Origin of the sequence: Helicobacter bilis ATCC 51630 (genome assembly GCF_000686565.1) — a bacterium.
Classification (GTDB): Bacteria; Campylobacterota; Campylobacteria; order Campylobacterales; family Helicobacteraceae; genus Helicobacter_A; species Helicobacter_A bilis.
This window is the reverse complement of the sequence record NZ_JMKW01000010.1, coordinates 17892-37413: the sequence shown is the minus strand read 5'-3', so window position 1 is coordinate 37413 and position 19522 is coordinate 17892. Positions and strand designations below refer to the sequence as shown.

33 protein-coding genes and 5 tRNA genes are annotated in these 19522 nt (G+C 37.4%); 5 read left to right on the top strand and 33 right to left on the bottom strand.

Features of this window, described 5'->3' with window-relative positions; genetic code table 11:
- Positions 1-16: 16 nt before the first annotated feature.
- From rplK to rpsJ, 33 genes are all read right to left on the bottom strand, one after another.
- A complete protein-coding gene (rplK, locus tag T368_RS0103400; protein WP_004086482.1) occupies positions 17-442 on the bottom strand; it encodes a 50S ribosomal protein L11 in 426 nt (141 codons plus the stop codon).
- A 23-nt stretch (positions 443-465) separates the two neighbouring features.
- On the bottom strand, positions 466-996 hold the full coding sequence (gene nusG, locus T368_RS0103395; RefSeq protein WP_004086480.1) for a transcription termination/antitermination protein NusG: 531 nt from the start codon (positions 994-996) through the stop codon (positions 466-468).
- A 28-nt stretch (positions 997-1024) separates the two neighbouring features.
- Positions 1025-1207: a preprotein translocase subunit SecE gene (gene secE / locus T368_RS0103390; protein WP_027338298.1), complete on the bottom strand. Its 183-nt coding sequence runs from the start codon at positions 1205-1207 to the stop codon at positions 1025-1027.
- 25 nt (positions 1208-1232) lie between these two features.
- Positions 1233-1309: transfer RNA gene (locus T368_RS0103385), tRNA-Trp, on the bottom strand.
- 81 nt (positions 1310-1390) lie between these two features.
- On the bottom strand, positions 1391-1564 hold the full coding sequence (gene rpmG, locus T368_RS0103380) for a 50S ribosomal protein L33 (protein ID WP_004086479.1): 174 nt from the start codon (positions 1562-1564) through the stop codon (positions 1391-1393).
- Positions 1565-1572: 8 nt separating this feature from the next.
- Positions 1573-2772, bottom strand: a complete 1200-nt coding sequence (tuf, locus tag T368_RS0103375; RefSeq protein WP_004086477.1) for an elongation factor Tu — start codon at positions 2770-2772, stop codon at positions 1573-1575.
- 63 nt (positions 2773-2835) lie between these two features.
- A tRNA-Thr gene (locus tag T368_RS0103370) sits at positions 2836-2910 on the bottom strand.
- 141 nt (positions 2911-3051) lie between these two features.
- Positions 3052-3128, bottom strand: a tRNA-Gly gene (locus tag T368_RS0103365).
- Between the two features lie 11 nt (positions 3129-3139).
- Positions 3140-3224, bottom strand: a tRNA-Tyr gene (locus tag T368_RS0103360).
- An 85-nt stretch (positions 3225-3309) separates the two neighbouring features.
- A tRNA-Thr gene (locus T368_RS0103355) sits at positions 3310-3385 on the bottom strand.
- A gap of 243 nt (positions 3386-3628) precedes the next feature.
- A complete protein-coding gene (gene infA / locus T368_RS0103350) occupies positions 3629-3853 on the bottom strand; it encodes a translation initiation factor IF-1 (protein ID WP_004086475.1) in 225 nt (74 codons plus the stop codon).
- A complete protein-coding gene (gene map, locus T368_RS0103345; protein WP_004086473.1) occupies positions 3854-4612 on the bottom strand; it encodes a type I methionyl aminopeptidase in 759 nt (252 codons plus the stop codon). It abuts the gene before it with no gap.
- 7 nt (positions 4613-4619) lie between these two features.
- The gene (gene secY, locus T368_RS0103340; RefSeq protein WP_004086471.1) at positions 4620-5909 is read right to left on the bottom strand and encodes a preprotein translocase subunit SecY; all 1290 of its coding nucleotides are present in this window, start codon (positions 5907-5909) and stop codon (positions 4620-4622) included.
- Entirely contained in the window at positions 5909-6307 is a 399-nt protein-coding gene (rplO, locus tag T368_RS0103335; protein WP_004086469.1) for a 50S ribosomal protein L15, read from the bottom strand. Before rplO ends, secY begins: the two co-directional genes overlap by 1 nt.
- Before the next feature lie 9 nt (positions 6308-6316).
- Positions 6317-6757, bottom strand: a complete 441-nt coding sequence (gene rpsE / locus T368_RS0103330; RefSeq protein WP_004086467.1) for a 30S ribosomal protein S5 — start codon at positions 6755-6757, stop codon at positions 6317-6319.
- 10 nt (positions 6758-6767) lie between these two features.
- A complete protein-coding gene (gene rplR, locus T368_RS0103325; protein WP_004086465.1) occupies positions 6768-7124 on the bottom strand; it encodes a 50S ribosomal protein L18 in 357 nt (118 codons plus the stop codon).
- Positions 7125-7136: 12 nt separating this feature from the next.
- Complete coding sequence (gene rplF / locus T368_RS0103320; protein WP_004086460.1) at positions 7137-7673, bottom strand: 50S ribosomal protein L6; 537 nt, start codon at positions 7671-7673, stop codon at positions 7137-7139.
- An 8-nt stretch (positions 7674-7681) separates the two neighbouring features.
- Entirely contained in the window at positions 7682-8077 is a 396-nt protein-coding gene (gene rpsH / locus T368_RS0103315; RefSeq protein WP_004086457.1) for a 30S ribosomal protein S8, read from the bottom strand.
- 10 nt (positions 8078-8087) lie between these two features.
- Positions 8088-8273, bottom strand: a complete 186-nt coding sequence (locus T368_RS0103310) for a type Z 30S ribosomal protein S14 (RefSeq protein WP_004086455.1) — start codon at positions 8271-8273, stop codon at positions 8088-8090.
- A gap of 3 nt (positions 8274-8276) precedes the next feature.
- A complete protein-coding gene (gene rplE / locus T368_RS0103305; RefSeq protein ID WP_004086452.1) occupies positions 8277-8822 on the bottom strand; it encodes a 50S ribosomal protein L5 in 546 nt (181 codons plus the stop codon).
- A gap of 9 nt (positions 8823-8831) precedes the next feature.
- Positions 8832-9056, bottom strand: coding sequence for a 50S ribosomal protein L24 (gene rplX, locus T368_RS0103300; protein ID WP_004086449.1), 225 nt, complete (start codon positions 9054-9056; stop codon positions 8832-8834).
- Positions 9056-9424, bottom strand: coding sequence for a 50S ribosomal protein L14 (rplN, locus tag T368_RS0103295; RefSeq protein WP_004086448.1), 369 nt, complete (start codon positions 9422-9424; stop codon positions 9056-9058). The genes rplX and rplN overlap by 1 nt, the downstream gene beginning before the upstream one ends.
- Positions 9421-9687 carry a 30S ribosomal protein S17 gene (gene rpsQ, locus T368_RS0103290; protein ID WP_004086446.1) on the bottom strand — a complete coding sequence of 89 codons (267 nt, stop codon included), beginning with the start codon at positions 9685-9687 and terminating at the stop codon, positions 9421-9423. Before rpsQ ends, rplN begins: the two co-directional genes overlap by 4 nt.
- A 10-nt stretch (positions 9688-9697) precedes the next feature.
- Positions 9698-9901 carry a 50S ribosomal protein L29 gene (rpmC, locus tag T368_RS0103285; RefSeq protein ID WP_004086444.1) on the bottom strand — a complete coding sequence of 68 codons (204 nt, stop codon included), beginning with the start codon at positions 9899-9901 and terminating at the stop codon, positions 9698-9700.
- On the bottom strand, positions 9888-10313 hold the full coding sequence (gene rplP, locus T368_RS0103280) for a 50S ribosomal protein L16 (protein ID WP_004086442.1): 426 nt from the start codon (positions 10311-10313) through the stop codon (positions 9888-9890). Before rplP ends, rpmC begins: the two co-directional genes overlap by 14 nt.
- A 3-nt stretch (positions 10314-10316) precedes the next feature.
- Positions 10317-11006 (bottom strand): 30S ribosomal protein S3, encoded by a 690-nt coding sequence (gene rpsC, locus T368_RS0103275; protein WP_004086440.1) that lies wholly within the window; start codon positions 11004-11006, stop codon positions 10317-10319.
- A complete protein-coding gene (gene rplV, locus T368_RS0103270) occupies positions 11007-11405 on the bottom strand; it encodes a 50S ribosomal protein L22 (RefSeq protein WP_004086438.1) in 399 nt (132 codons plus the stop codon).
- A 12-nt stretch (positions 11406-11417) separates the two neighbouring features.
- A complete protein-coding gene (gene rpsS / locus T368_RS0103265; RefSeq protein WP_004086437.1) occupies positions 11418-11699 on the bottom strand; it encodes a 30S ribosomal protein S19 in 282 nt (93 codons plus the stop codon).
- Between the two features lie 9 nt (positions 11700-11708).
- The gene (rplB, locus tag T368_RS0103260; protein ID WP_004086435.1) at positions 11709-12536 is read right to left on the bottom strand and encodes a 50S ribosomal protein L2; all 828 of its coding nucleotides are present in this window, start codon (positions 12534-12536) and stop codon (positions 11709-11711) included.
- 13 nt (positions 12537-12549) lie between these two features.
- The gene (locus T368_RS0103255; RefSeq protein WP_004086433.1) at positions 12550-12831 is read right to left on the bottom strand and encodes a 50S ribosomal protein L23; all 282 of its coding nucleotides are present in this window, start codon (positions 12829-12831) and stop codon (positions 12550-12552) included.
- Between the two features lies 1 nt (position 12832).
- Entirely contained in the window at positions 12833-13447 is a 615-nt protein-coding gene (rplD, locus tag T368_RS0103250; protein ID WP_004086431.1) for a 50S ribosomal protein L4, read from the bottom strand.
- A complete protein-coding gene (gene rplC, locus T368_RS0103245) occupies positions 13447-14040 on the bottom strand; it encodes a 50S ribosomal protein L3 (RefSeq protein WP_004086429.1) in 594 nt (197 codons plus the stop codon). The genes rplD and rplC overlap by 1 nt, the downstream gene beginning before the upstream one ends.
- A gap of 29 nt (positions 14041-14069) precedes the next feature.
- Positions 14070-14381, bottom strand: a complete 312-nt coding sequence (gene rpsJ, locus T368_RS0103240) for a 30S ribosomal protein S10 (protein ID WP_004086428.1) — start codon at positions 14379-14381, stop codon at positions 14070-14072.
- A gap of 626 nt (positions 14382-15007) precedes the next feature.
- Between rpsJ and flgB the strand changes: the two genes are divergently transcribed.
- The 5 genes from flgB (at position 15008) to T368_RS0103215 (ending at position 19476) form a co-directional block, all read left to right on the top strand.
- Entirely contained in the window at positions 15008-15466 is a 459-nt protein-coding gene (flgB, locus tag T368_RS0103235) for a flagellar basal body rod protein FlgB (protein ID WP_004086426.1), read from the top strand.
- A 37-nt stretch (positions 15467-15503) separates the two neighbouring features.
- The gene (gene flgC, locus T368_RS0103230; RefSeq protein ID WP_027338295.1) at positions 15504-15995 is read left to right on the top strand and encodes a flagellar basal body rod protein FlgC; all 492 of its coding nucleotides are present in this window, start codon (positions 15504-15506) and stop codon (positions 15993-15995) included.
- A gap of 21 nt (positions 15996-16016) precedes the next feature.
- Complete coding sequence (gene fliE / locus T368_RS0103225; protein ID WP_004086421.1) at positions 16017-16319, top strand: flagellar hook-basal body complex protein FliE; 303 nt, start codon at positions 16017-16019, stop codon at positions 16317-16319.
- Between the two features lie 37 nt (positions 16320-16356).
- Positions 16357-18930: a peptidoglycan D,D-transpeptidase FtsI family protein gene (locus T368_RS14460; RefSeq protein WP_004086419.1), complete on the top strand. Its 2574-nt coding sequence runs from the start codon at positions 16357-16359 to the stop codon at positions 18928-18930.
- A gap of 312 nt (positions 18931-19242) precedes the next feature.
- Positions 19243-19476 (top strand): hypothetical protein, encoded by a 234-nt coding sequence (locus T368_RS0103215; RefSeq protein WP_004086416.1) that lies wholly within the window; start codon positions 19243-19245, stop codon positions 19474-19476.
- The last annotated feature ends 46 nt before the right edge of the window (positions 19477-19522 follow it).

Sequence of the window (19522 nt, the reverse complement as noted above, 5' to 3'; positions counted from 1 at the left end):
TATGATTCTCCAAAAATTAATCTACTATTTCAACGCCCATGCTTCTAGCACTACCCGCAACTATCTTTTTTGCCTCTTCAATGTCAGTCGTATTTAAATCTTCCATTTTTGTTTTTGCAATCTCTTCAAGTTGAGATTGTGTAAGCTTACCAATTTTATTTTTCAAAGGATTATCAGAACCCTTTGTCAATTTAGCAACATTTTTAATCAAATCTGTTACAGGCGGCTTTTTAGTAACAAATGTAAAACTTTTATCTTGATACACGGTAATGATAACGGGGATATTAAAATTACCCATATCCTTTGTTTTCTCATTAAAAGCTTTACAAAATTCCATAATATTAACGCCCCTTTGTCCAAGAGCTGGACCCACTGGAGGAGATGGATTTGCTTTGCCAGCTGGAATCTGCAATTTTAATTCGCCAACAATCTTTTTTGCCATTGTCTATCCTTATTTAAAAAATGTTAAAGAATTTTTTCAACTTGCACATCATTAATCTCTGTGAGAGTATTACGACCAAAAATAGAAACATTAAGCTTTAATTTCTTAGTTTTTATATCATAACTCTCAACGACACCAGTGAAGTTAGCAAAAGGTCCATCTGTGATTAAGACAGACTCGCCGGTAGCAAATGAAACTTTAGGGCGAGGCGCAGGTCTATTCTCAATCTTATCTAAAATATTTTGAATATCTGCTTCACTTAAAGGCGTGGGCTTTTTGCTCTCTCCAATGAATCTACCAACTCTTGGTAATGACTGAATCATATGCCAAAGCTCCGTATCCAAGTTAATATATACAAACACATATCCCGGATAGATACTTCTTTGCACCGTCTTTTTCTTCTTATCTTTGATTTCAAAAACATCTTCAGTAGGAACAACTATGTTTTTCAAACGATGGGAAGCATTATTCTGCTCAATAAGATTCTCTATAGCTTTCTTTACAGATTGCTCACTTCCCGAATATGTTTGTATTGCATACCATTGAAATTCCATTAGCTATTCCTTAATTTACCAACAATTCCTAAGATACTATACGCGAAATCGTATAATGGAAAAAGACATCGATAACTGCCAGAAACAAGGCAATTACAGAAACAACAATAATCACAGAAACAAATGCAGTCCGCACTTGCTCTTTTGTTGGAAAGATAACTTTTCCCAACTCATCTTTAGATTCTTTATAATATTTTTTTATCTTCACTATAAAAACCTTGATACCAAATCTATAATGGCAGGCCAGGAAGGACTCGAACCCTCAACACTCGGTTTTGGAGACCGATGCTCTAACCATTGGAGCTACTGACCTTCCCAAACAAATACTAGAAATTCAAGCGATCCCTATGCCTCACAGAATGTGAGACACAACATACAATTTTGTAGAATGAAATCAGCTTGTTTTAAGCTTTACTTCTTTATGTATTGTATGTTTATTTAATCTTGGGCAGAACTTTTTAAGCTCCAGTTTTTCTGTATTTGTTTTTGCATTCTTTGTAGTGCTATAATTAATATCACCACATTCAGAACACTTCAATCCAACTTTAACCAAATTACCCTTTGCCATAACTTTTCCTATTCAATGATTTTTGTTACAGCACCAGCACCAACTGTTCTACCACCCTCGCGGATAGCAAATCTTGTCCCAAGCTCTAATGCAATAGGATTCAATAATTCAACAGTGATTTTAACATTATCACCCGGCATTACAAGTTCAGTGCCTTCTGGTAAAATAATCGCACCTGTAACATCTGTTGTTCGCACATAGAATTGCGGACGATAGTTGTTATGGAATGGTGTATGTCTTCCGCCTTCATCTTTTGTAAGAACATAGATTTCAGCTTCAAACTTTTTATGTGGAGTGATTGAGCCGGGCTTACAAAGCACCATACCTCTTTCTACTTCCTCTTTCTTAGTTCCACGCAAAAGCACACCGACATTATCGCCAGCCTCACCTTGATCCATTTCTTTACGGAACATTTCAACACCTGTAACAGTAGTTTTCTGTGTATCACGGATTCCCACGATTTCAACTTCATCACCTACTTTTACAACACCTCTTTCAATTCTACCTGTAACAACCGTTCCACGACCAGCGATAGAGAACACATCTTCAACAGGCATAAGGAAAGTTTTATCAACATCTCTTTTTGGTGTAGGAATGTAGCTATCAACAGCAGCCATAAGATCTAGAATCTTTTGTCCCCATTCACCAACCGTTCCAGCTTTTGCCTCTTCAAGTGCTTTTAGTGCAGACCCACCAACGATAGGTGTATCATCACCCGGGAATTCATACTCATTTAATAAATCCCTTACTTCCATTTCTACTAACTCAAGCAATTCAGGGTCATCAAGCATATCTTGCTTATTCAAAAATACAACAATATATGGAACACCTACTTGTCTTGAAAGTAGAATATGCTCTCTTGTCTGTGGCATAGGACCATCAGATGCAGATACAACCAAAATCGCACCATCCATTTGTGCAGCACCTGTAATCATGTTTTTTACATAGTCCGCGTGTCCGGGGCAATCCACATGCGCATAGTGTCTGTTTTCTGTCTCATACTCAATATGAGAAGTAGCGATTGTAATACCTCTTTCCTTCTCTTCTGGTGCGTTGTCAATATTATCATAATCTTTAAGCTCTGCAAGACCCTTAGTTGCCAATACAGCAGAGATTGCGGCACTCAAAGTTGTTTTACCATGATCGACATGCCCAATAGTTCCCACATTCACATGCGGCTTACTTCTGTTAAATTTCTCTTTAGCCATAGCTATCTCCTAAAATAAAATTAAACACGACTATTGAATAAAAATTCAAAACCAACGAAAAACTGGAGCCCATAAGCGGGATTGAACCGCCGACCTCTTCCTTACCAAGGAAGTGCTCTGCCACTGAGCTATATGGGCAAAAATAAAAAACTATAAATAATTACATAATAGATTTAAAACGAGAACTAGCAGGAAACAAAAGCGTTTAGAAAAAATCCTAAAATAACTAAGTTTTCAGCTCCCAGTCGTTAATAAATCGAAATAATCTATTCACACAAATGGAGCGGGAAACGGGGCTCGAACCCGCGACCCTCAGCTTGGAAGGCTGATGCTCTAGCCAACTGAGCTATTCCCGCAAACAAAACAATGGTGGTGAGTCGTGGATTCGAACCACGGAAGACATAGTCAGCAGATTTACAGTCTGCCCTCGTTGGCCACTTGAGTAACTCACCACAAATGCTAAAAAACTGGTCAAACACTGATGTTTTATTTAAAGTCAAAATAACTAAACTTAAAAATATTAGAGTTTGATAAAAATGGAGCTGGTTAAGGGACTCGAACCCCCGGCCTGCTGCTTACAAGGCAGCTGCTCTACCAACTGAGCTAAACCAGCAAAACATAACAGAAACATCGATCGTTCAGTTGAACGCTAATGGAAATGAAAAATAAAGATTGAACTATACCTTAATTTTTTAATCTTGTCAATACTTAAAACAACATTTTCTCAATTTTATTAGAAACAAAGTGATTACATATGTCAAACAACTCACACATTCATGTGCCAAAATCAAACTCTACTGAATTTTAATATATAACAATATGTTTCATCATAGCTTATGACACAATGATTCTGCAACTAATCACGCGGATAACGCAAAACAATGCGACCTTTATCAAGACTATATGGGGTTAATTCTATCTGCACATTATCGCCGGGTAGAATCTTAATATTGTGCATACGCATTTTACCAGAGATATGGCATAGCACTATATGCTTATTCTCTAACTCTACTCTGAATGTCGTGCTAGGCAACGCCTCGATTACTTTACCATCTACTTTAATTACATCATCTTTTGCCATTTATAACTCCGTTAAAATTCTTGCCTTTCCATCAATGATTGCAATTGTGTGCTCATGATGAGAAGTGTTTAAACCATCTTTGCTTACAACAGACCATTTATCATCTAAAATGACTGGTTCGCCATTTTTTTGACATACCATAGGCTCAAGGCAGAATACCATGCCATTTTTTACCTTAGGACCGCCCATTTTGACACCATCTTCTAAATAGTTTGGGATACTCGGCTCTTCATGTGGCTTTGTGCCTATGCCATGCCCACAGAATCCAAGTAAAGGCACAAAGCCCATGCCCTCGATATTTTCCTGTAAAATAGCACTAATCTCTTTAAATCGCATGCCAACTTTTATAGAATCTATTGTATTATAAAGTGTGCGTAAGGAACACTCCATAAGCTTTGTGTCCTTATCGCTTACCTTGCCTACACCAATAGTAATTGCCCCATCGCCATAATAATTTTTATATTTCGTGCCAATATCAATGCCAACTATATCGCCCTGTCTTAAACGATAATCGGTTGGAATGCCATGTATAATCACTTGATTCACAGATATACATGCCGCATTAGGAAAGCCATATAATCCTTTAAAGCTTGGCAATGATTCTAATGACAGAATCTTATCTTCGATTGCCTTGTCAAGCTCTAAAAGACTAATCCCCTCACTCACTATCGTTTTAGCATAATCAAGCGTTAGGGCGACTAGCTTATTTGCTTGTGCTAGTAATGCTAACTCATTTTTATTTCTTGTCGCAATACTCATAGTAAGCTTAGATTCCCACCGCACTTAATGTTTGATACTTGCTTGTATAGAGCTGTGCCTCAATCTTTCTCATTGTATCAATAGCAACTTGGACTACAATCAATACAGAAGTCCCACCAAATACAAAATGCACCCCTATACCTTTTAATAGAATCCACGGAATAGTAGAAATAATCGCAAGATATAAAGCACCCCAAAATGTTAAATGCCCTGCTACCTTATTGAGATAACTTGCGGTATTCTCTCCGGGTCTAAGACCGGGTATATAGCCATTTTGTCGCTTAAGATTATCTGCTATATCTTTTGCGTTAAATACAATTGAAGAGTAAAAATACGCAAAAAAGATAATAAAGATAAACATAAGGATATTATAAAAATACGATGATGGGCTTATGTAGTCTGCAATTATAACAAGCCACGAGTCACTATTTGCTTGATTTTCTGCAACCTGTTTTCCTGCAAATTGCTGCAATATGGTTGATGGAAAAACAAGCAGGGCTGAAGCAAAAATAGGCGGAATAACACCGCTTAAATTTATCTTAATTGGAATGTAGTTCATAATCCGCTTATGCTGATTTTGCATGATGACTTTACGCGCATAAGAGATAGGCACTCTTCTCTCACCAAGCTCAACATAAATAATAACAAACACGGTAATAAGGATAACCGCCAATACAAGTAATAGTTGGAATATGCTTTTTTCATTCTCACTTACCGCACTAAACTCCGCACCAATCGCACCCGGAATCCCAGATACAATCCCAGCAAAAATGATAAGGCTTATACCATTACCCACGCCTCTTTGTGTAATCTGCTCTCCTATCCACATGAGAAGCATCGTCCCAGCAAGCATAGAAATAACCGCAATAGACACAAATAAAGTCATATTATGCAACATAATAGCACTACCACCATCAATGCTTTGCAGACCATAGGATACACTGATTGCCTGCACGATTGTAATAAATATCGTAAGATAGCGGATAATCTGCATATACTGCTGCATACCATCTCTCTCTTTTTTCATCTTGCCGATATTTGCAAAAGTCGCTGATAAAAGCTCCATAATAATTGACGCAGTGATATAAGGCATGATACCAAGAGAGATAATACTAACGCGTTCCAACGCATTACCGCTAAACATATTAAAAAGTCCAAGCGCATTGCTTGCATTGCTATCAAAAATGCGTTTTAACACTTCAGCATCAACGCCGGGAACAGGAACATAAGATAGCATTCTATAAGCAAATAAGAATGCGAGAGTAATAAGAATTTTATTGAGAATACTTTTATTCATTAAGCTTGTCCAGTTACTACAACACTTTCATCACTGATTTTAGATTTTAGATTCTTTGCACTTGCCCCAATAAGCTTTACTTTTGTAACATATTTTGGGATTGTGTAAATCGAGCGTAAAGTCTCAAGGTTTATAGAATCTAGTGTTGCAACTTTTTTTTGTTTTTCAACATTAATAACAAAAGGCTTTTCCACATGTGAGTTAAAACCAACTTTTGGCAATCTTCTTTGTAATGGTTGCTGTCCGCCCTCAAAACCTCTTTTTGCTTTATAACCTGTTCTTGCAGTTTGCCCTTTACCACCACGAGTAGAAGTTTTACCCATGCCAGAACCCTGCCCTCGCCCTACTCTTTTAATGTCTTTTGTGCTATTTTCAGCGGGTTTAATTTTTTCTAACATACTTTCTCCTTACGCCTTGATTCTAACAAGCGCATCAATAGTCGCACGCACTACATTGTATGGGTTATTAGAGCCAAGCGATTTTGTCAAAATATCTTTGATACCAGCAAGCTCTATAACAGGACGAGCACTTCCACCAGCAATAACACCAGTTCCCTCGCTTGCAGACTTTAATAGAATCTTGCTTGCATTATATTTATGCTCAATATCATGTGCGATTGTTGTGCCTTTAATATTGACTTGCACAATATTTTTAAACGCATCATCAACTGCTTTTTTAATCGCATCGGGGACTTCTTTGGCTTTGCCTAAACCAAAGCCTACTAAGCCATTGCGATTACCAACAACAACAAGCGCATTAAAGCGGAATCTTCTACCACCTTTTACAACTTTTGTTACGCGTCCTATATTTACCACAACTTCACTAAATTCTTCTCTATTGATTTCCACTTGTCTCTCCTTATAGAGCTATGCCATTATTTCTTAAGCCATCAGCAAATGCAGCAACTACGCCATGATATAAATATCCATTTCTATCAAACACAACCGCATCAATATTTTTTGCTTTTAAAAGCTTTGCAAATTCAGCACCCATTTTATTTGTGTCTTCTTTTGTATTGCCAACTTTTAATACTCTGCTATCAATAGCTGCGATTGTATGCCCTTTGCTATCATCAATAGCTTGTGCGTAAAAATGTTTATTTGAACGGAATACGCTTACTCGTGGCTTTGTCGCACTTCCATTGCATTGAGAACGGATACGCTTTTTACATTTTTCTCTTAGAATCTTTTTTTTCTCTAAAACTTTAGCTGTCATATTCTCACCTTATTATTTTTTAGAAGTTTTTCCTGCTTTACGCAATATCACTTCATCGCTGTATTTCACACCCTTACCTTTATATGGCTCTGGTGGTCTAAACTCTCTAATCTCTGCGGCAATTTGTCCAATTTGCTGTTTATCACTTCCTTTAATGGTAATGGTATTTTTTTCAACACCAATTTCAACATTTTCAGGGATAGGATACTTAATTGGGTGAGAGAATCCAAGCGCTAACTCTAGAGTCTTACCGCTTACATTTGCCTTATAACCTACACCATTAATCTCAAGTGTTTTTGTAAAGCCTTCATGCAAACCTACAACAATATTATTTGCTAACGCACGATAAGTTCCCCAAAATGCACGAGATTGTGGCATATCGTCTAATAGTGAAAAAGATAATTGCTTATCCTCAAGCTTAATGCCAACTCTACCATGTGTCTCAAGCTCTTTGCTCTCTTTCTTGCCTTTGAAAATGATTTTACTATTATCAACCTTTACTTCAATACCATCTGGGATACTGATAGGCTTCTTACCAATTCTTGACATTTCTACTCCTACCAAATACTGCAGAGGGCCTCGCCTCCAACATTTGTTTTATAAGCTTCATCATTTGCGATTACACCTTTGCTTGTGCTAACAACGATGATTCCATAACCATTTTTGAATCTTTTTAATTCCTTAGAAGTTTTATATACTCTTCTTCCGGGCTTACTGATACGAGTGATTTCATTAATCACAGAAACACCAGAATCATCATAAGCAAGTTGCACGAAAATGCTTTGTTTGCCATCTTTATCATTGATTTTATAATCTTTAATAAAGCCTCTTTGCTTAAAAACTTCCATAATACTTGCAACAATTTTTGCATAATATAATTCAGTGCTATCAAGCTTTCTCATTGCTGCATTTCTAATCCGCGTAAGAGAATCTGCAATAATATCATTGACCATCTTTATCTCCTTACCAGCTTGCTTTTCTTAAACCGGGGATTAATCCCTCATTGCCCATTTTTCTTAAACACACGCGACACAAAGAAAAATCACGATACACAGAATGTGGTCTGCCACATACTTGACAACGCGTATATTTGCGAACACTAAATTTTGCTTTTCTCTTTGCTTTTGCTATCATAGATTTCTTTGCCATAAATTATCTCCCTTTTGCAAACGGCATACCAAGTAATTCTAAAAGCTTAAAGGCTTCTTTATCATCATCTGTGCTTGTTACAATCGTAATATTCATACCATGCGTAACCATAATGTCATCATAAACAACTTCAGGAAACATAAGCTGCTCGTTTAAACCAAAGCTATAATTACCACGACCATCAAAGCCATTGCGAGGTATCCCTCTAAAGTCTTTCACTCTTGGCAATGCAATAACAATGAGTTTTTCTAAAAAGTTATACATCATATTGCCACGCAAAGTAACTTTTACACCCATTGGCATACCTTCACGCATTTTAAAACCTGCAACAGATTTTTTTGCCTTTGTGATAATTGCCTTTTGCCCTGCAATCAAAGAGATAGTATCAGCAATGTTTTGCATGATCTTTGCCTCTTTAGCATACTCACCAGCACCTACGCTAATCACAATCTTTTCTAACTTTGGTAAAAGCATAGGATTCTTAATATCTAACGCTTTTTTAAGCTCTTCTCTAATCTCATTTTTATATCGTTCTTTTAAAGCATACATATTTCACTCCTATGATTTTTTTACATTAGAAATATGTATAGGCATTTCTTTTGCAACAAAACCACCTTTTTTATTATCATCTGTTGGCTTTACTGCCTTTTTTGCCACTTTACAATCTTTAACAATCAAAGTATTTTTCTTTGGGAATACAGCAAGAACTTCACCGCTTTTACCCTTATCATCACCAGCGATAATTGTTACCATATCGCCTTTTTTAATCTTTACCTTATTCACTATAATACCTCCGGAGCTAACGATACTATCTTCATAAAATTTGCATATCGCACTTCTCTACTAACTGGACCAAAAATACGAGTGCCGATTGGCTCTCTTTTTGCATCAAGCAATACTGCCGCATTATCATCAAAACGCACAAGAGAGCCATTGTCTCTGTGAATCTCTTTTTTTGTGCGGACAACAACAGCTTTTAACACTTGCCCTTTTTTTACCTTGCCATTTGGGATAGCCTTTTTAACAGACACCACAATAACATCACCTACGCTTGCATACCGCTTATGGCTACCGCCTAAAACTTTGATACACATAACTTCTTTTGCACCGCTATTGTCAGCAACGCTTAGTCTTGTAAAACTCTGTATCATTCTGACACTCCTACTACTACAATATCTTTCAATGTAAAGGCTTTATGCTTAGAGATAGGCTTGCACTCAATCGCACTTACCACATCACCAACCTTTGCTTTATGCTCTTCATCATGAATGATATATTTTTTGAATCTTTTTACGATTTTGCGATATTTTGGATGCACAACTTTTCGTTCTACTAAAATAACCGCACTTTTATTACCCGCAATACTTACGACCTTGCCTTGTATTACTCTTTTGTGTGCTTGCTTTTCACTCATAAACAATCCCTTAATTATTTTCTTCTAAATTGAGTTTAGCTGATATTGCTGTCGCGATACGCGCAATATCTTTACGCACAACGCTAATTTCGCTAGGCTTAGTTAGCTGTGCTGTTTTTAGCTTTATTCTCAAGGTAAATAACTCTGTTTTCTTATCTTTCAATAATTGCCTTAATTCTGGCAAATCCTTATCTTTCAAATCAGTATATTTCATTTTCACTCTCGCTCGTTACAATTTTTGTTTTAAATGGTAATTTACTTTGTGCTAATGCAAGTGCATCGCGTGCTGTTGCCTCATCAATACCAATCATCTCGTAGATAATACGACCGGGCTTAATATTCATAACCCATTTTTCAACACTACCTTTACCTTTACCCATTCTCACTTCAAGTGGCTTTGCGGTTAAAGGCTTATCTGGGAAAACTCGTATCCATACCTTACCCGCCCTTTTTACATGGCGAGTCATAGCAATCCTTGCAGATTCTATCTGTCTTGAATCTATCCTGCCATGTTCAAGCGCTTTGATACCAATATCGCCAAATGCAAGGGCATTACCGCGATGAGATTTACCGCGATTTCTGCCTTTCATCTGCTTTCTATATTTTGTCCTTTTTGGCATTAACATAATCTATCTCCTTTTAGCTTTCGTGCGAGAATCTTTTGATTCTTCTCTTTCAGTCTGGATACCCTTTTGTAAAACTTCGCCTTTAAAGATCCAAACTTTTACACCAATGATTCCATAAGTCGTTGCCGCTTCAGCAAAGCCATAATCAATTTTTGCACGCAGTGTATGCAAAGGCACTCTACCTTCCATATACCACTCTGTTCTCGCCATTTCAGCACCTGCTAAACGACCAGACACTTTTACCTTAATGCCTTTTGCACCAGACTTCATTGCTTGCTGCATAACTTTTTTCATCGCTCTTCTAAAAGCAACTCTACGCTCAAGCTGCATTGCAACACTTTCTGCTGCAAGTTGTGCGTTAGCTTGTGCTCTCTTTACTTCTTTAATGTTTATAGCAACATCTTTATTCACAAGCTTTCTTAAAGTTTCTTTTACCTTTTCAATATCCGCACCTTTTTTACCGATGATTAATCCCGGCTTTGCTGCTACAACAGTTACGCGAAGCTTTGTTGCCATGCGTTCAATGATAATTTCACTTACACTCGCATAATAAAGTTCTTTTTTCAAGAATTTACGAATAATGTGATCCTCGCCAATTCTCTCTGGTGTGTTTTGAGCGTTTGGAAACCATCTTGAAGTCCAATTTCTATTAATGCCTAATCTTAGTCCGATTGGATTGACTTTTTGACCCATTTACTTAACCTCACCTTTACTTTTTTTGCTTGTTTGTTTAGCTGCCTTTTTTACTGCATTTACTTCCACATATATATGTGCCATAGGCTTTCGTATAGGAGTTGCCCTACCTCTCGCCCTTGGCATGAAACGACGCAATACCGGACCTGCATCAACCCTACACGAAGTAACTTCAGCACCAGTAGATTCAAACCCGCCATTTGCAAGTGCTGATGCTAATGTCTTATAAATAGCTTTTGCTGCCTTGTTTGGAGTAAATTCTAAACTTGCTAATGCAACTTCAGCATTCATACCTTGCACTTGTCTTGCGATTAAACGCGCTTTCGTGGGAGATAGACGCGCATAACGCAAAATAGCTACACCGCCATTTGTTTGTTTTGTATTCTGTTTTTTAGCCATTGTCATCCCTCATTACTTACCAATTTTCTTTTGGACACTGCCTTTATGCCCTTTAAAAGTTCGCGTTGGGGCAAACTCACCAAGCTTATAGCCCACATGATTCTCTGTAACATACACAGGCACAAAAGTGCGACCATTATGCACACTGAAAGTTAATCCTATCATTTCTGGCAGGATAGTGCTTCTTCTTGACCATGTTTTAATGGGCTTATTATCTTTTGCGGCTTTTGCCTTTACTACTTTCTTTTCAAGATGAGTATCTATAAAAGGACCTTTTTTAATTGATCTTGCCATATTATTTCCTTACTTCTTTCGTCTTGATATGATAAGTCTATCACTCGCTTTTTTGCGTCTTGTCTTATAGCCTTTAGCTGGCGTTCCCCAAGGCGATACAGGATGACCGCTTGAGCCAGTTTTACCCTCACCACCACCATGTGGGTGATCTACTGGGTTCATAGCACTACCACGAGTTTGTGGGCGGATACCTCTATGACGATTCCTACCTGCCTTACCGATAGATATATTTGCAAAATCTTCATTCCCTACATTGCCGATTGTCGCCATACACTCTTCTAAAATGTATCGCATTTCACCGCTTGGCATACGCAAGATTGTATATTTACCTTCACGCCCCATAATCTGTGCCGATGCACCAGCACTTCTTGCAATCGCACCACCTGCTTGTGGGTGTAACTCAATGTTATGAACGATTGTCCCAATAGGAATATTTTTAAGCTTCATTGCAAAGCCTACTTTTACATCAAGCCCACCTTCAGCCGCGATAACCAAATCGCCAACTTTTAAGCCACTAGGCTGAATGATATAGCGTTTATCACCATCTTTATAGTTAATGAGAGCAATGCGACAATTTCTATATGGATCATACTCAATCGCTGCTACACGACCCTCAACATTAAATTTATTACGCTTGAAGTCAATGATTCTATAAAGCTTCTTTGCACCACCTTCTTTATGTCGGCTTGTGATTCTACCATTATTATTTCTACCTGCTGTTACAGGAAGTTTAACAAGAAGTTTTCTCACGCTAGGCTTTGCTGTAATATCAGCAGAGCTTAAACCTGACATAAATCTCCTACTAGGTGTATAGGGTTTATATGTTTTTACTGCCATGTTTGCTCCTTAACTATACGGCAAGCGAATCGATATTCGCACCTTCTGGAATCTTTACATAAAACTTTTTAAAATCAGCTCTTTGACCTTCTTTACCGCGAAAACGCTTTGTTTTACCATCTTGTCTCAAAGAGTTTATTTTTAAAGGTGTAAAACCAAAATATTCTTTAAAGATTTGCTTTAATCTGTTTTTTGTCATGCGTGTAGAAGTTTGGACAACCATAACACCGCTTTCTTGCAATCCTAAAGATTTTTCTGTATATAAAATCGTTTTAATATCTGTTATATCTGCCATCTTAACCTCTTTTTACAAGTTCATCAAACACCGCTTTTTCAATCACAACGCTTCTAAATGCTGCTACAAGATATGCGTTTAACTCACTCGCATCAGCTAAATAACACGATTGTAAATTGCGGAATGCAAGAAATGTTTTTTCATTACTCACTTGTGTTACAAATAATGTGCTTCTTTGCCCTAGTGCTTTAAATTGTGCGAACGCATCTTTTGTTTTGCCACTTTCTACATTGATAGATTCTATAATAAAGAGCTTACCCTCATTTGCTTTTTGTTGTAAAGCATATTCAAGAGCTAATCTTTTTTGCTTTTTATTAATCTTTAAATCATAGTTTCTGTTATTGCTTGGACCATGACTTACACCACCGCCAACAAACACAGGAGAAGTAATGCTACCAGCACGCGCTCTACCGCCACCTTTTTGAGCCCATGGCTTTTTACCGCCACCGCTTACTTTGCCTCTTGTTTTTGCTTGTGCGTTGTTTGCACGAAGACTAGCAAGATACGACTTTACATAAAGATACAAGTTGTGTTCTTTAATCTCTGCATAACGCTCTGGCAATGCTACTTCAGCACCTTTGGCAAACTTGCCATCTAACATAATTGCCTTACTCATTATTTACTACCTTTTTTATCTAAAATAGTGATTTTACCATAAGCACCATTATACCCCGCCACAGAACCCTTTAAGACAAGGATACCGCTCTGTGTATCAAAAGAAATAATCTCACTTCTCACACTCACAAGCTCATCACCATAATGTCCTGCCATTTTTTTACCCGGCTGAACTCGACCCGGCCACTCTCTATTCCCAATAGAACCAAGTCTTCTATGGAATCTACTACCATGTGCTGCTGGACCACCTTGAAAATTCCAACGTTTCATTGCACCACTAAAACCACGACCTTTTGTCTTAAAACTTGCTTTTACAACCTTGCCATCGCTAAGGCTAGACATATCTAAATCGCCAACTTCAGTATTCGCAACCTTTAGTGTAGCAAAGCGGTTAAATTCCTTGCTTAGATTATACTTCTTTTGATGACCCTCAATGCTTTTATTGCATGTTTTTCCTTTAGAGTAAGCAACCAAAGCCTTACCATTTTCTTCTAGCTTACATACTTTAGCATTTAATACTTTTAGTAGCGTTACAGCTTGGCTAGGCGTAGCGATAATACGACTCATACCTACCTTTTGCACTATAAATTCCATTCTTATTTCCTTATACAATAAATATAAACTTATTTATCCATTGACATTACTTCAACATCAACCTCTGGGGCTAAGTCAAGCTTCATAAGACTATCAACGGTCTCTCCTGTCGCAGACATAATGTCGATGATTCTGCTGTGTATGCGTATCTCAAATTGCTCTCTAGAATCTTTATTGATATGCGGGGAACGCAAAACCGTATATCGTCTTTTTCTAGTTGGCAAGGGCACTGGTCCAATGATTTCAGAACCCGTCCTCTTTACCGCACTGACAATGGCTGCTATCGAGCGATCAAGCACTCTGTGATCATAAGCCTTCAACTTTAGCCTAATCTTTTGCATATTTTTCCTTTATAGTTAAGAACTCGCACTGCCAAATACATACCCTAGTTTTGCATTGCCATGCTAAAATCTACAAAGTAAAATATCGCAGTGTCGTAAAAACAAAGACAAAATTCTAATAAAAAAAGCGCGTTAAGTCAATACATACCGCATAAAATGCTGTATTTTTTTATTTTTTATTCCTTAGTATAAGGAAATTTTCTATTAAATATAATGCTTGGAGCAATAATGAATCATTTTTCGGTTGATATATGTCATAATTGTCGGACAATACAAGCTTAATAATTTGGACAATTTGACACTTCGCTATGCCCACGATAAAGTCATATTCCATTGTATAATCTTATATTTTTTAGCAGGTTTGTAATTTGAATAGTTTTTGGAACATCATTTGCTGGACAGCCACTTAGACATTAAGACGCTAAAAACACATACCAAAAAAAAGACACAAACACACTGAAACAACAACTCATGCCAACTTTGACCGCAAGTTCATTAATTTAATTGTTTTATTTACAAAAAAAGGGTATAATGTTGGAGTTTTTCGGTTAAGTGTATTTTTGGAATTGGATTTGCTTAGCATGTCTTGATTTTGAATTTTTACTATGGATATTAGGGAGAATACTATGGAAAGTCTATCAAAAGCATTAGGGACTTCGTTTGAAACATCAAAGGCGTATAATCTAGTGTATAGTGCACTGGATTATCGTTCTTTGCGACAAGACCTTATTGCAAGCAATATGGCAAATGTAGATACGCCTTTTTATCGTCCTAGAGATGTTCATTTCGAGGATATGCTTGCCGAGAAAGCGAGTCAGATTTTTGACAACAAGTCTCGAGCTGAAACCTTAAAACCAACTCAGGCGTTGCCACAGCATTTACCTAGCGGACTTGCAGATCCTTTGACTGGCTCTTTATTCTTTCGGGATGGACACCTTGCAAGGAATGATGGAAATAGCGTGGATTTGGATGTAGAAACAAGCGAAATGGGTAAAAACTCTGTTATGTATCAAGCGCTTACTTCAGCGTTGAAAAAACATAAAGGGATTTTTGCTTATGCTTTAGAATCTAGTAAGAATTTATAGTGGCAGTATTGTGTTAGGTTAGAATAAAGGATTGGTCATGTTTATGAGTACTTTTGATATTAGTGGTTATGGTTTGTCGGCACAGAGGGTGCGCGTAAATGTCATTTCTGCAAACATTGCAAATGCAAACACTACGCGAACTGATGAGGGCGGACCATATAGGCGACAAGAGGTTGTATTTCGTGCCTTTGATTTTAATAAGCAATTAAATAAAAGGTTGGCAAAGGACAATAATCTTGTGGAATATAAAGATCCACTTGAAGAAGGTGCGTATGGCAAAAAGCCTGTGCCACCGATTACAAGTGTGTATATTGATAAGATTGTAAGGGACGATAATAAGCCGTTGATGAAGTATGATCCAACGCACCCTGATGCAAATGCACAAGGCTATGTTGCATACCCTAATGTTAATCCTGTTGTCGAAATGGCCGATTTAGTAGAAGCCGCTAGAGCATATCAAGCGAATGTGGCGGCATTTCAAAGTGCGAAAAACATGGTAAGCAATGCTATCACTATGTTTCAAGCGTAAATTTAATATTAAGGAGAAATAATGGCACAAGTTACACATATTGCAGCACCCGGTCTTGCTGATATTTCTCTAACAGATGTAAGCAATGAGGTTAGAGGAAGACAAGGCGATTTTTCATCGCTATTGAAGCAGTCTCTTGATGAACTCAATGCTTCTCAAGAAGTATCAGACAGAGCGTTGGCAGACATGGCAAGCGGACAGGTTAAGGATTTACACCAAGCAGCCATCACTATTGGTAAAGCAGAAACCAGCATGAAGCTTATGCTTGAAGTGCGAAATAAGGCTATCAGTGCGTATAAAGAGATTTTACGCACTCAAATTTAATTTTGCTTAAAAGAATTTAGTGGATTGTTGCTTTTAGATGCGTGGGAGCTTTGGTGGAGATTCTAAAAGTAATGAGAAAATTACTTTAAAGGATAGCTTAGAGGATAACCATTCACTAAACAAAAATCAAATAAGCAAATCCAACCGCCCTACCCCACAGCAATCACAAAATAGCAATGCAAATGTCTATCTTTTCCCATCTAATAACAATATTGATGAGAATCTTCGCTCAAGCAATGACAGAGATTATGCTGCAGCAGATTCTGTTCGCGTTAAAATACCGCAAAACCCCACAAACTCACACTCCAGCAACAGCCAAACACAACTAGATAAAAATCAAGAAAATATTGATTCCATAATGCTTGATAGCATTGCGGAAAATCGTTTCCGCCTATATGATACACCAAATGAAAATTCTTTTAAAATCACAACTCTTTCAAACAATGAGCGTGAAAAACGCAAAATTCAACAAGATGAAGTCATACCGCAAAAAGCCCAAAAAATAGAACAAGTCGATGAAAATGAAGAAAATATAAGCGAAGAGGCAAAAACGCAAAAAGCATGGCGACTTTTCCTAGTGCTTGGGACATTTGCCCTTTGTTTTGTTGTATTTATACTCGCGGTATATGCAAAAATCATTGCAAAACCACCAAATATGGATCCCTACAATAAAAAGTCAAGAGACTATCCTTGGTCTGTGAAGGCAGATGTGGATATTGCTATGCGAGGACAAATATCAAGTCTAGATAATTATATCCTTGCGACAAGCAAAAAACTATACAGGGTAAGCATTTATGTCCCTTCCATATACGAAGAAAAAAGGGAATTACTATTTCAGCTCTTGCATCTTTATGCGGATTTTGACATAAAATCTTTGCGGGATTCAATAGAAAAAGGTGGTAATGCCCTAATTGCTACAAATGTAAATTCCATTGATGCGGCAAATTTACGCATTTTAAATCAAAAGTTAGCGCGTTTGGGCGTGTATAAGAAATGCACTTTTACCTATATCAATAAAACAAGTTTGCAAGATGGAGAGATCAAAACACTTTATGCACGCGCTCAAGTTACACATGAAAAAGGCAGTCAAACCCCACTTGATATAGAAGTCTTACAAACGATGCAATCCTTTGAAAATGGCGACATAACAGAAGAAAATACCCTTGAAAAATTAAATGTGCTATTGGTAGAATACAAAAATAAAGATATAGACCTATCAAAAGAATGTTATACGCCTATTTTTACCTACAATTCTGATGTGAAAAATAATGCAAGCACAAGGATTGATAGGGGGCTTGACATTGCTGTTGAAAAGATAGAAAGGACATATCCTTTTAAGAATCTTATGCAACCATTACTAGGCTTTACAAACTATGGCAAAAAGATAATAAACGACAAAATGTATGATGATAAAATGAAGCTTGTAGCCCAATCTGGCGTTGAAAAATATCGAGATGGAATCTTATCGCCAAAACGCGATGGCAAGATTTTGGGTATGGCAGATAAAGGCGGAAATATCATATTAAATCGTCATGCAAAGACGCATGAAAGGACAGATGGATTCCAAGTGCAGCTTACCATACCACTAACTTTGCAGTCAAAAATACAAGATATACTCAATGACGCACATAAAAAATACAAAGCAGAACAAATTGTAGCAGGCATCATGGACCCAACTACAGGCGAGATTCTAGCGCTTGCCTCTTCATCATCTTTTAACCCAAATATAGGCAAACGCGACAAAGACATAGCAAGCAAAATGCGTGTAGCAGCAGCCGAACGCTCATTTGAACCCGGTAGCACCATTAAGCCGCTTGTATTTGCCTATCTAGCAAATAAAAAGTGGATTAACTTTCAAGAGAACTTTGACCTGCATGATGGAATCTATCAATTACGCACCTATACCATACGAGATTCTACCCCGCTAAAAAGTGCAACAGCAGAGCAGATTCTCATCAAATCAAGCAATATCGGTATGACAAAACTCACACGCAATCTAAGTGGGAAGCAAATGCAAGATATGTTTCAAGCCTTTGGTATCGGTGAAAGCACAGGCATTGATATAGCAAACGAAGCCACAGGGCTATTGCCTAAGCCAAGCATTCTAAATAGAGAGGTAGAAAAAGGAACGGCAAGTTATGGCTATGGATTGCGTATGACTTTTATCCAGCTATTGCGTAGTTATGCACCTTTTAATAATGGCGGCTTTCTTGTAACACCGCATGTAACAAAGCATTTCATAGCCCCAGATTCAAAGATTTTCTATCCAAGTATAGAATCTCCTAGGCAAATCATTAGTGCTGAGAGTGCCGCATACATGCAAAAGATTTTACATCGCGTAGTTAAAGAAGGCACAGGCAAAAGGGCTGATGTCGCAGGGCTTATTGTAGGTGGTAAAACAGGGACAGCAAGAGAAAGAAAAGATGGTGAAACCATCTATAATGGCTCATTTTTTGGCTATGCAAGCGATGGCAAAAAAACATATACCATCGGCGTAGTTACTTATGGCTCACAAGCAAATGAAGACTACTATGCAGGGCAAACCGCCGCCCCAGTTTTTGCAAAAATCGCCGACCTATTAGCACAAGAGGGATATTTGGAGCGTAAATAACGCAGTATATCCCCTTACTCTTACCTATTAATAACACATTAGTGTGGCTACGATTTTGAATACATTCCCTATGCTAAAAACATTCTAGATCTTTCTTATCGCGACAATATAGGCAAATATAACCAGATTTCACTCTCCTACATCTTAGAGCATGCTGTTGATCGGGTCTATTCAGTTCCACAATTCTCTTAAACATAACAAAAGTTACAAATCAGTTTCTAAAATTCTTTATTCATCATGCAAAATCTTTCTTCTTAATAAAAATATGCTAAAATACTTTCTTTGCTGTTATTACAGAATGAGTGGGGTTGTATGAGATTCTTAAAATTCAAGTTGCGACCAAAAAGTTTTATAGTGTTTGTCTTAGCGATAGCTTTTATTTTTGCAAGTCAGTATTTTACTATACGAAATGTTGCTAAAAGCCATGATGAAGATTCTGCAAAAAAGCTTGATATGTTAGCCAAACAATGTAGGGAGGGGGATCAAAAATCATGCGATGATTACCAAACATTGCTGGATAGAGAAGTGCCTATTAAAACAAAATAGATCGTTATTTTATTTTAGGATTTTATATAGGCGTATTAAAGCCGAT

Coding starts and splice junctions, on each gene's coding strand:
- rplK (WP_004086482.1), bottom strand. CDS start 442: ATGGCAAAAAAGATTGTTGGCGAATTAAAATTGCAGATTCCAGCTGGC.
- nusG (WP_004086480.1), bottom strand. CDS start 996: ATGGAATTTCAATGGTATGCAATACAAACATATTCGGGAAGTGAGCAA.
- rpmG (WP_004086479.1), bottom strand. CDS start 1,564: ATGGCAAAGGGTAATTTGGTTAAAGTTGGATTGAAGTGTTCTGAATGT.
- tuf (WP_004086477.1), bottom strand. CDS start 2,772: ATGGCTAAAGAGAAATTTAACAGAAGTAAGCCGCATGTGAATGTGGGA.
- infA (WP_004086475.1), bottom strand. CDS start 3,853: ATGGCAAAAGATGATGTAATTAAAGTAGATGGTAAAGTAATCGAGGCG.
- map (WP_004086473.1), bottom strand. CDS start 4,612: ATGAGTATTGCGACAAGAAATAAAAATGAGTTAGCATTACTAGCACAA.
- secY (WP_004086471.1), bottom strand. CDS start 5,909: ATGAATAAAAGTATTCTCAATAAAATTCTTATTACTCTCGCATTCTTA.
- rplO (WP_004086469.1), bottom strand. CDS start 6,307: ATGTTAGAAAAAATTAAACCCGCTGAAAATAGCACAAAAGACATTAAA.
- rplR (WP_004086465.1), bottom strand. CDS start 7,124: ATGACAGCTAAAGTTTTAGAGAAAAAAAAGATTCTAAGAGAAAAATGT.
- rplF (WP_004086460.1), bottom strand. CDS start 7,673: ATGTCAAGAATTGGTAAGAAGCCTATCAGTATCCCAGATGGTATTGAA.
- rpsH (WP_004086457.1), bottom strand. CDS start 8,077: ATGGTCAATGATATTATTGCAGATTCTCTTACGCGGATTAGAAATGCA.
- T368_RS0103310 (WP_004086455.1), bottom strand. CDS start 8,273: ATGGCAAAGAAATCTATGATAGCAAAAGCAAAGAGAAAAGCAAAATTT.
- rplE (WP_004086452.1), bottom strand. CDS start 8,822: ATGTATGCTTTAAAAGAACGATATAAAAATGAGATTAGAGAAGAGCTT.
- rplN (WP_004086448.1), bottom strand. CDS start 9,424: ATGATACAGAGTTTTACAAGACTAAGCGTTGCTGACAATAGCGGTGCA.
- rpsQ (WP_004086446.1), bottom strand. CDS start 9,687: ATGAGTGAAAAGCAAGCACACAAAAGAGTAATACAAGGCAAGGTCGTA.
- rpmC (WP_004086444.1), bottom strand. CDS start 9,901: ATGAAATATACTGATTTGAAAGATAAGGATTTGCCAGAATTAAGGCAA.
- rplP (WP_004086442.1), bottom strand. CDS start 10,313: ATGTTAATGCCAAAAAGGACAAAATATAGAAAGCAGATGAAAGGCAGA.
- rpsC (WP_004086440.1), bottom strand. CDS start 11,006: ATGGGTCAAAAAGTCAATCCAATCGGACTAAGATTAGGCATTAATAGA.
- rplV (WP_004086438.1), bottom strand. CDS start 11,405: ATGGCTAAAAAACAGAATACAAAACAAACAAATGGCGGTGTAGCTATT.
- rpsS (WP_004086437.1), bottom strand. CDS start 11,699: ATGGCAAGATCAATTAAAAAAGGTCCTTTTATAGATACTCATCTTGAA.
- rplB (WP_004086435.1), bottom strand. CDS start 12,536: ATGGCAGTAAAAACATATAAACCCTATACACCTAGTAGGAGATTTATG.
- T368_RS0103255 (WP_004086433.1), bottom strand. CDS start 12,831: ATGGCAGATATAACAGATATTAAAACGATTTTATATACAGAAAAATCT.
- rplD (WP_004086431.1), bottom strand. CDS start 13,447: ATGAGTAAGGCAATTATGTTAGATGGCAAGTTTGCCAAAGGTGCTGAA.
- rplC (WP_004086429.1), bottom strand. CDS start 14,040: ATGGAATTTATAGTGCAAAAGGTAGGTATGAGTCGTATTATCGCTACG.
- rpsJ (WP_004086428.1), bottom strand. CDS start 14,381: ATGCAAAAGATTAGGCTAAAGTTGAAGGCTTATGATCACAGAGTGCTT.
- flgB (WP_004086426.1), top strand. CDS start 15,008: ATGGAAAGTCTATCAAAAGCATTAGGGACTTCGTTTGAAACATCAAAG.
- flgC (WP_027338295.1), top strand. CDS start 15,504: ATGTTTATGAGTACTTTTGATATTAGTGGTTATGGTTTGTCGGCACAG.
- fliE (WP_004086421.1), top strand. CDS start 16,017: ATGGCACAAGTTACACATATTGCAGCACCCGGTCTTGCTGATATTTCT.
- T368_RS14460 (WP_004086419.1), top strand. CDS start 16,357: ATGCGTGGGAGCTTTGGTGGAGATTCTAAAAGTAATGAGAAAATTACT.
- T368_RS0103215 (WP_004086416.1), top strand. CDS start 19,243: ATGAGATTCTTAAAATTCAAGTTGCGACCAAAAAGTTTTATAGTGTTT.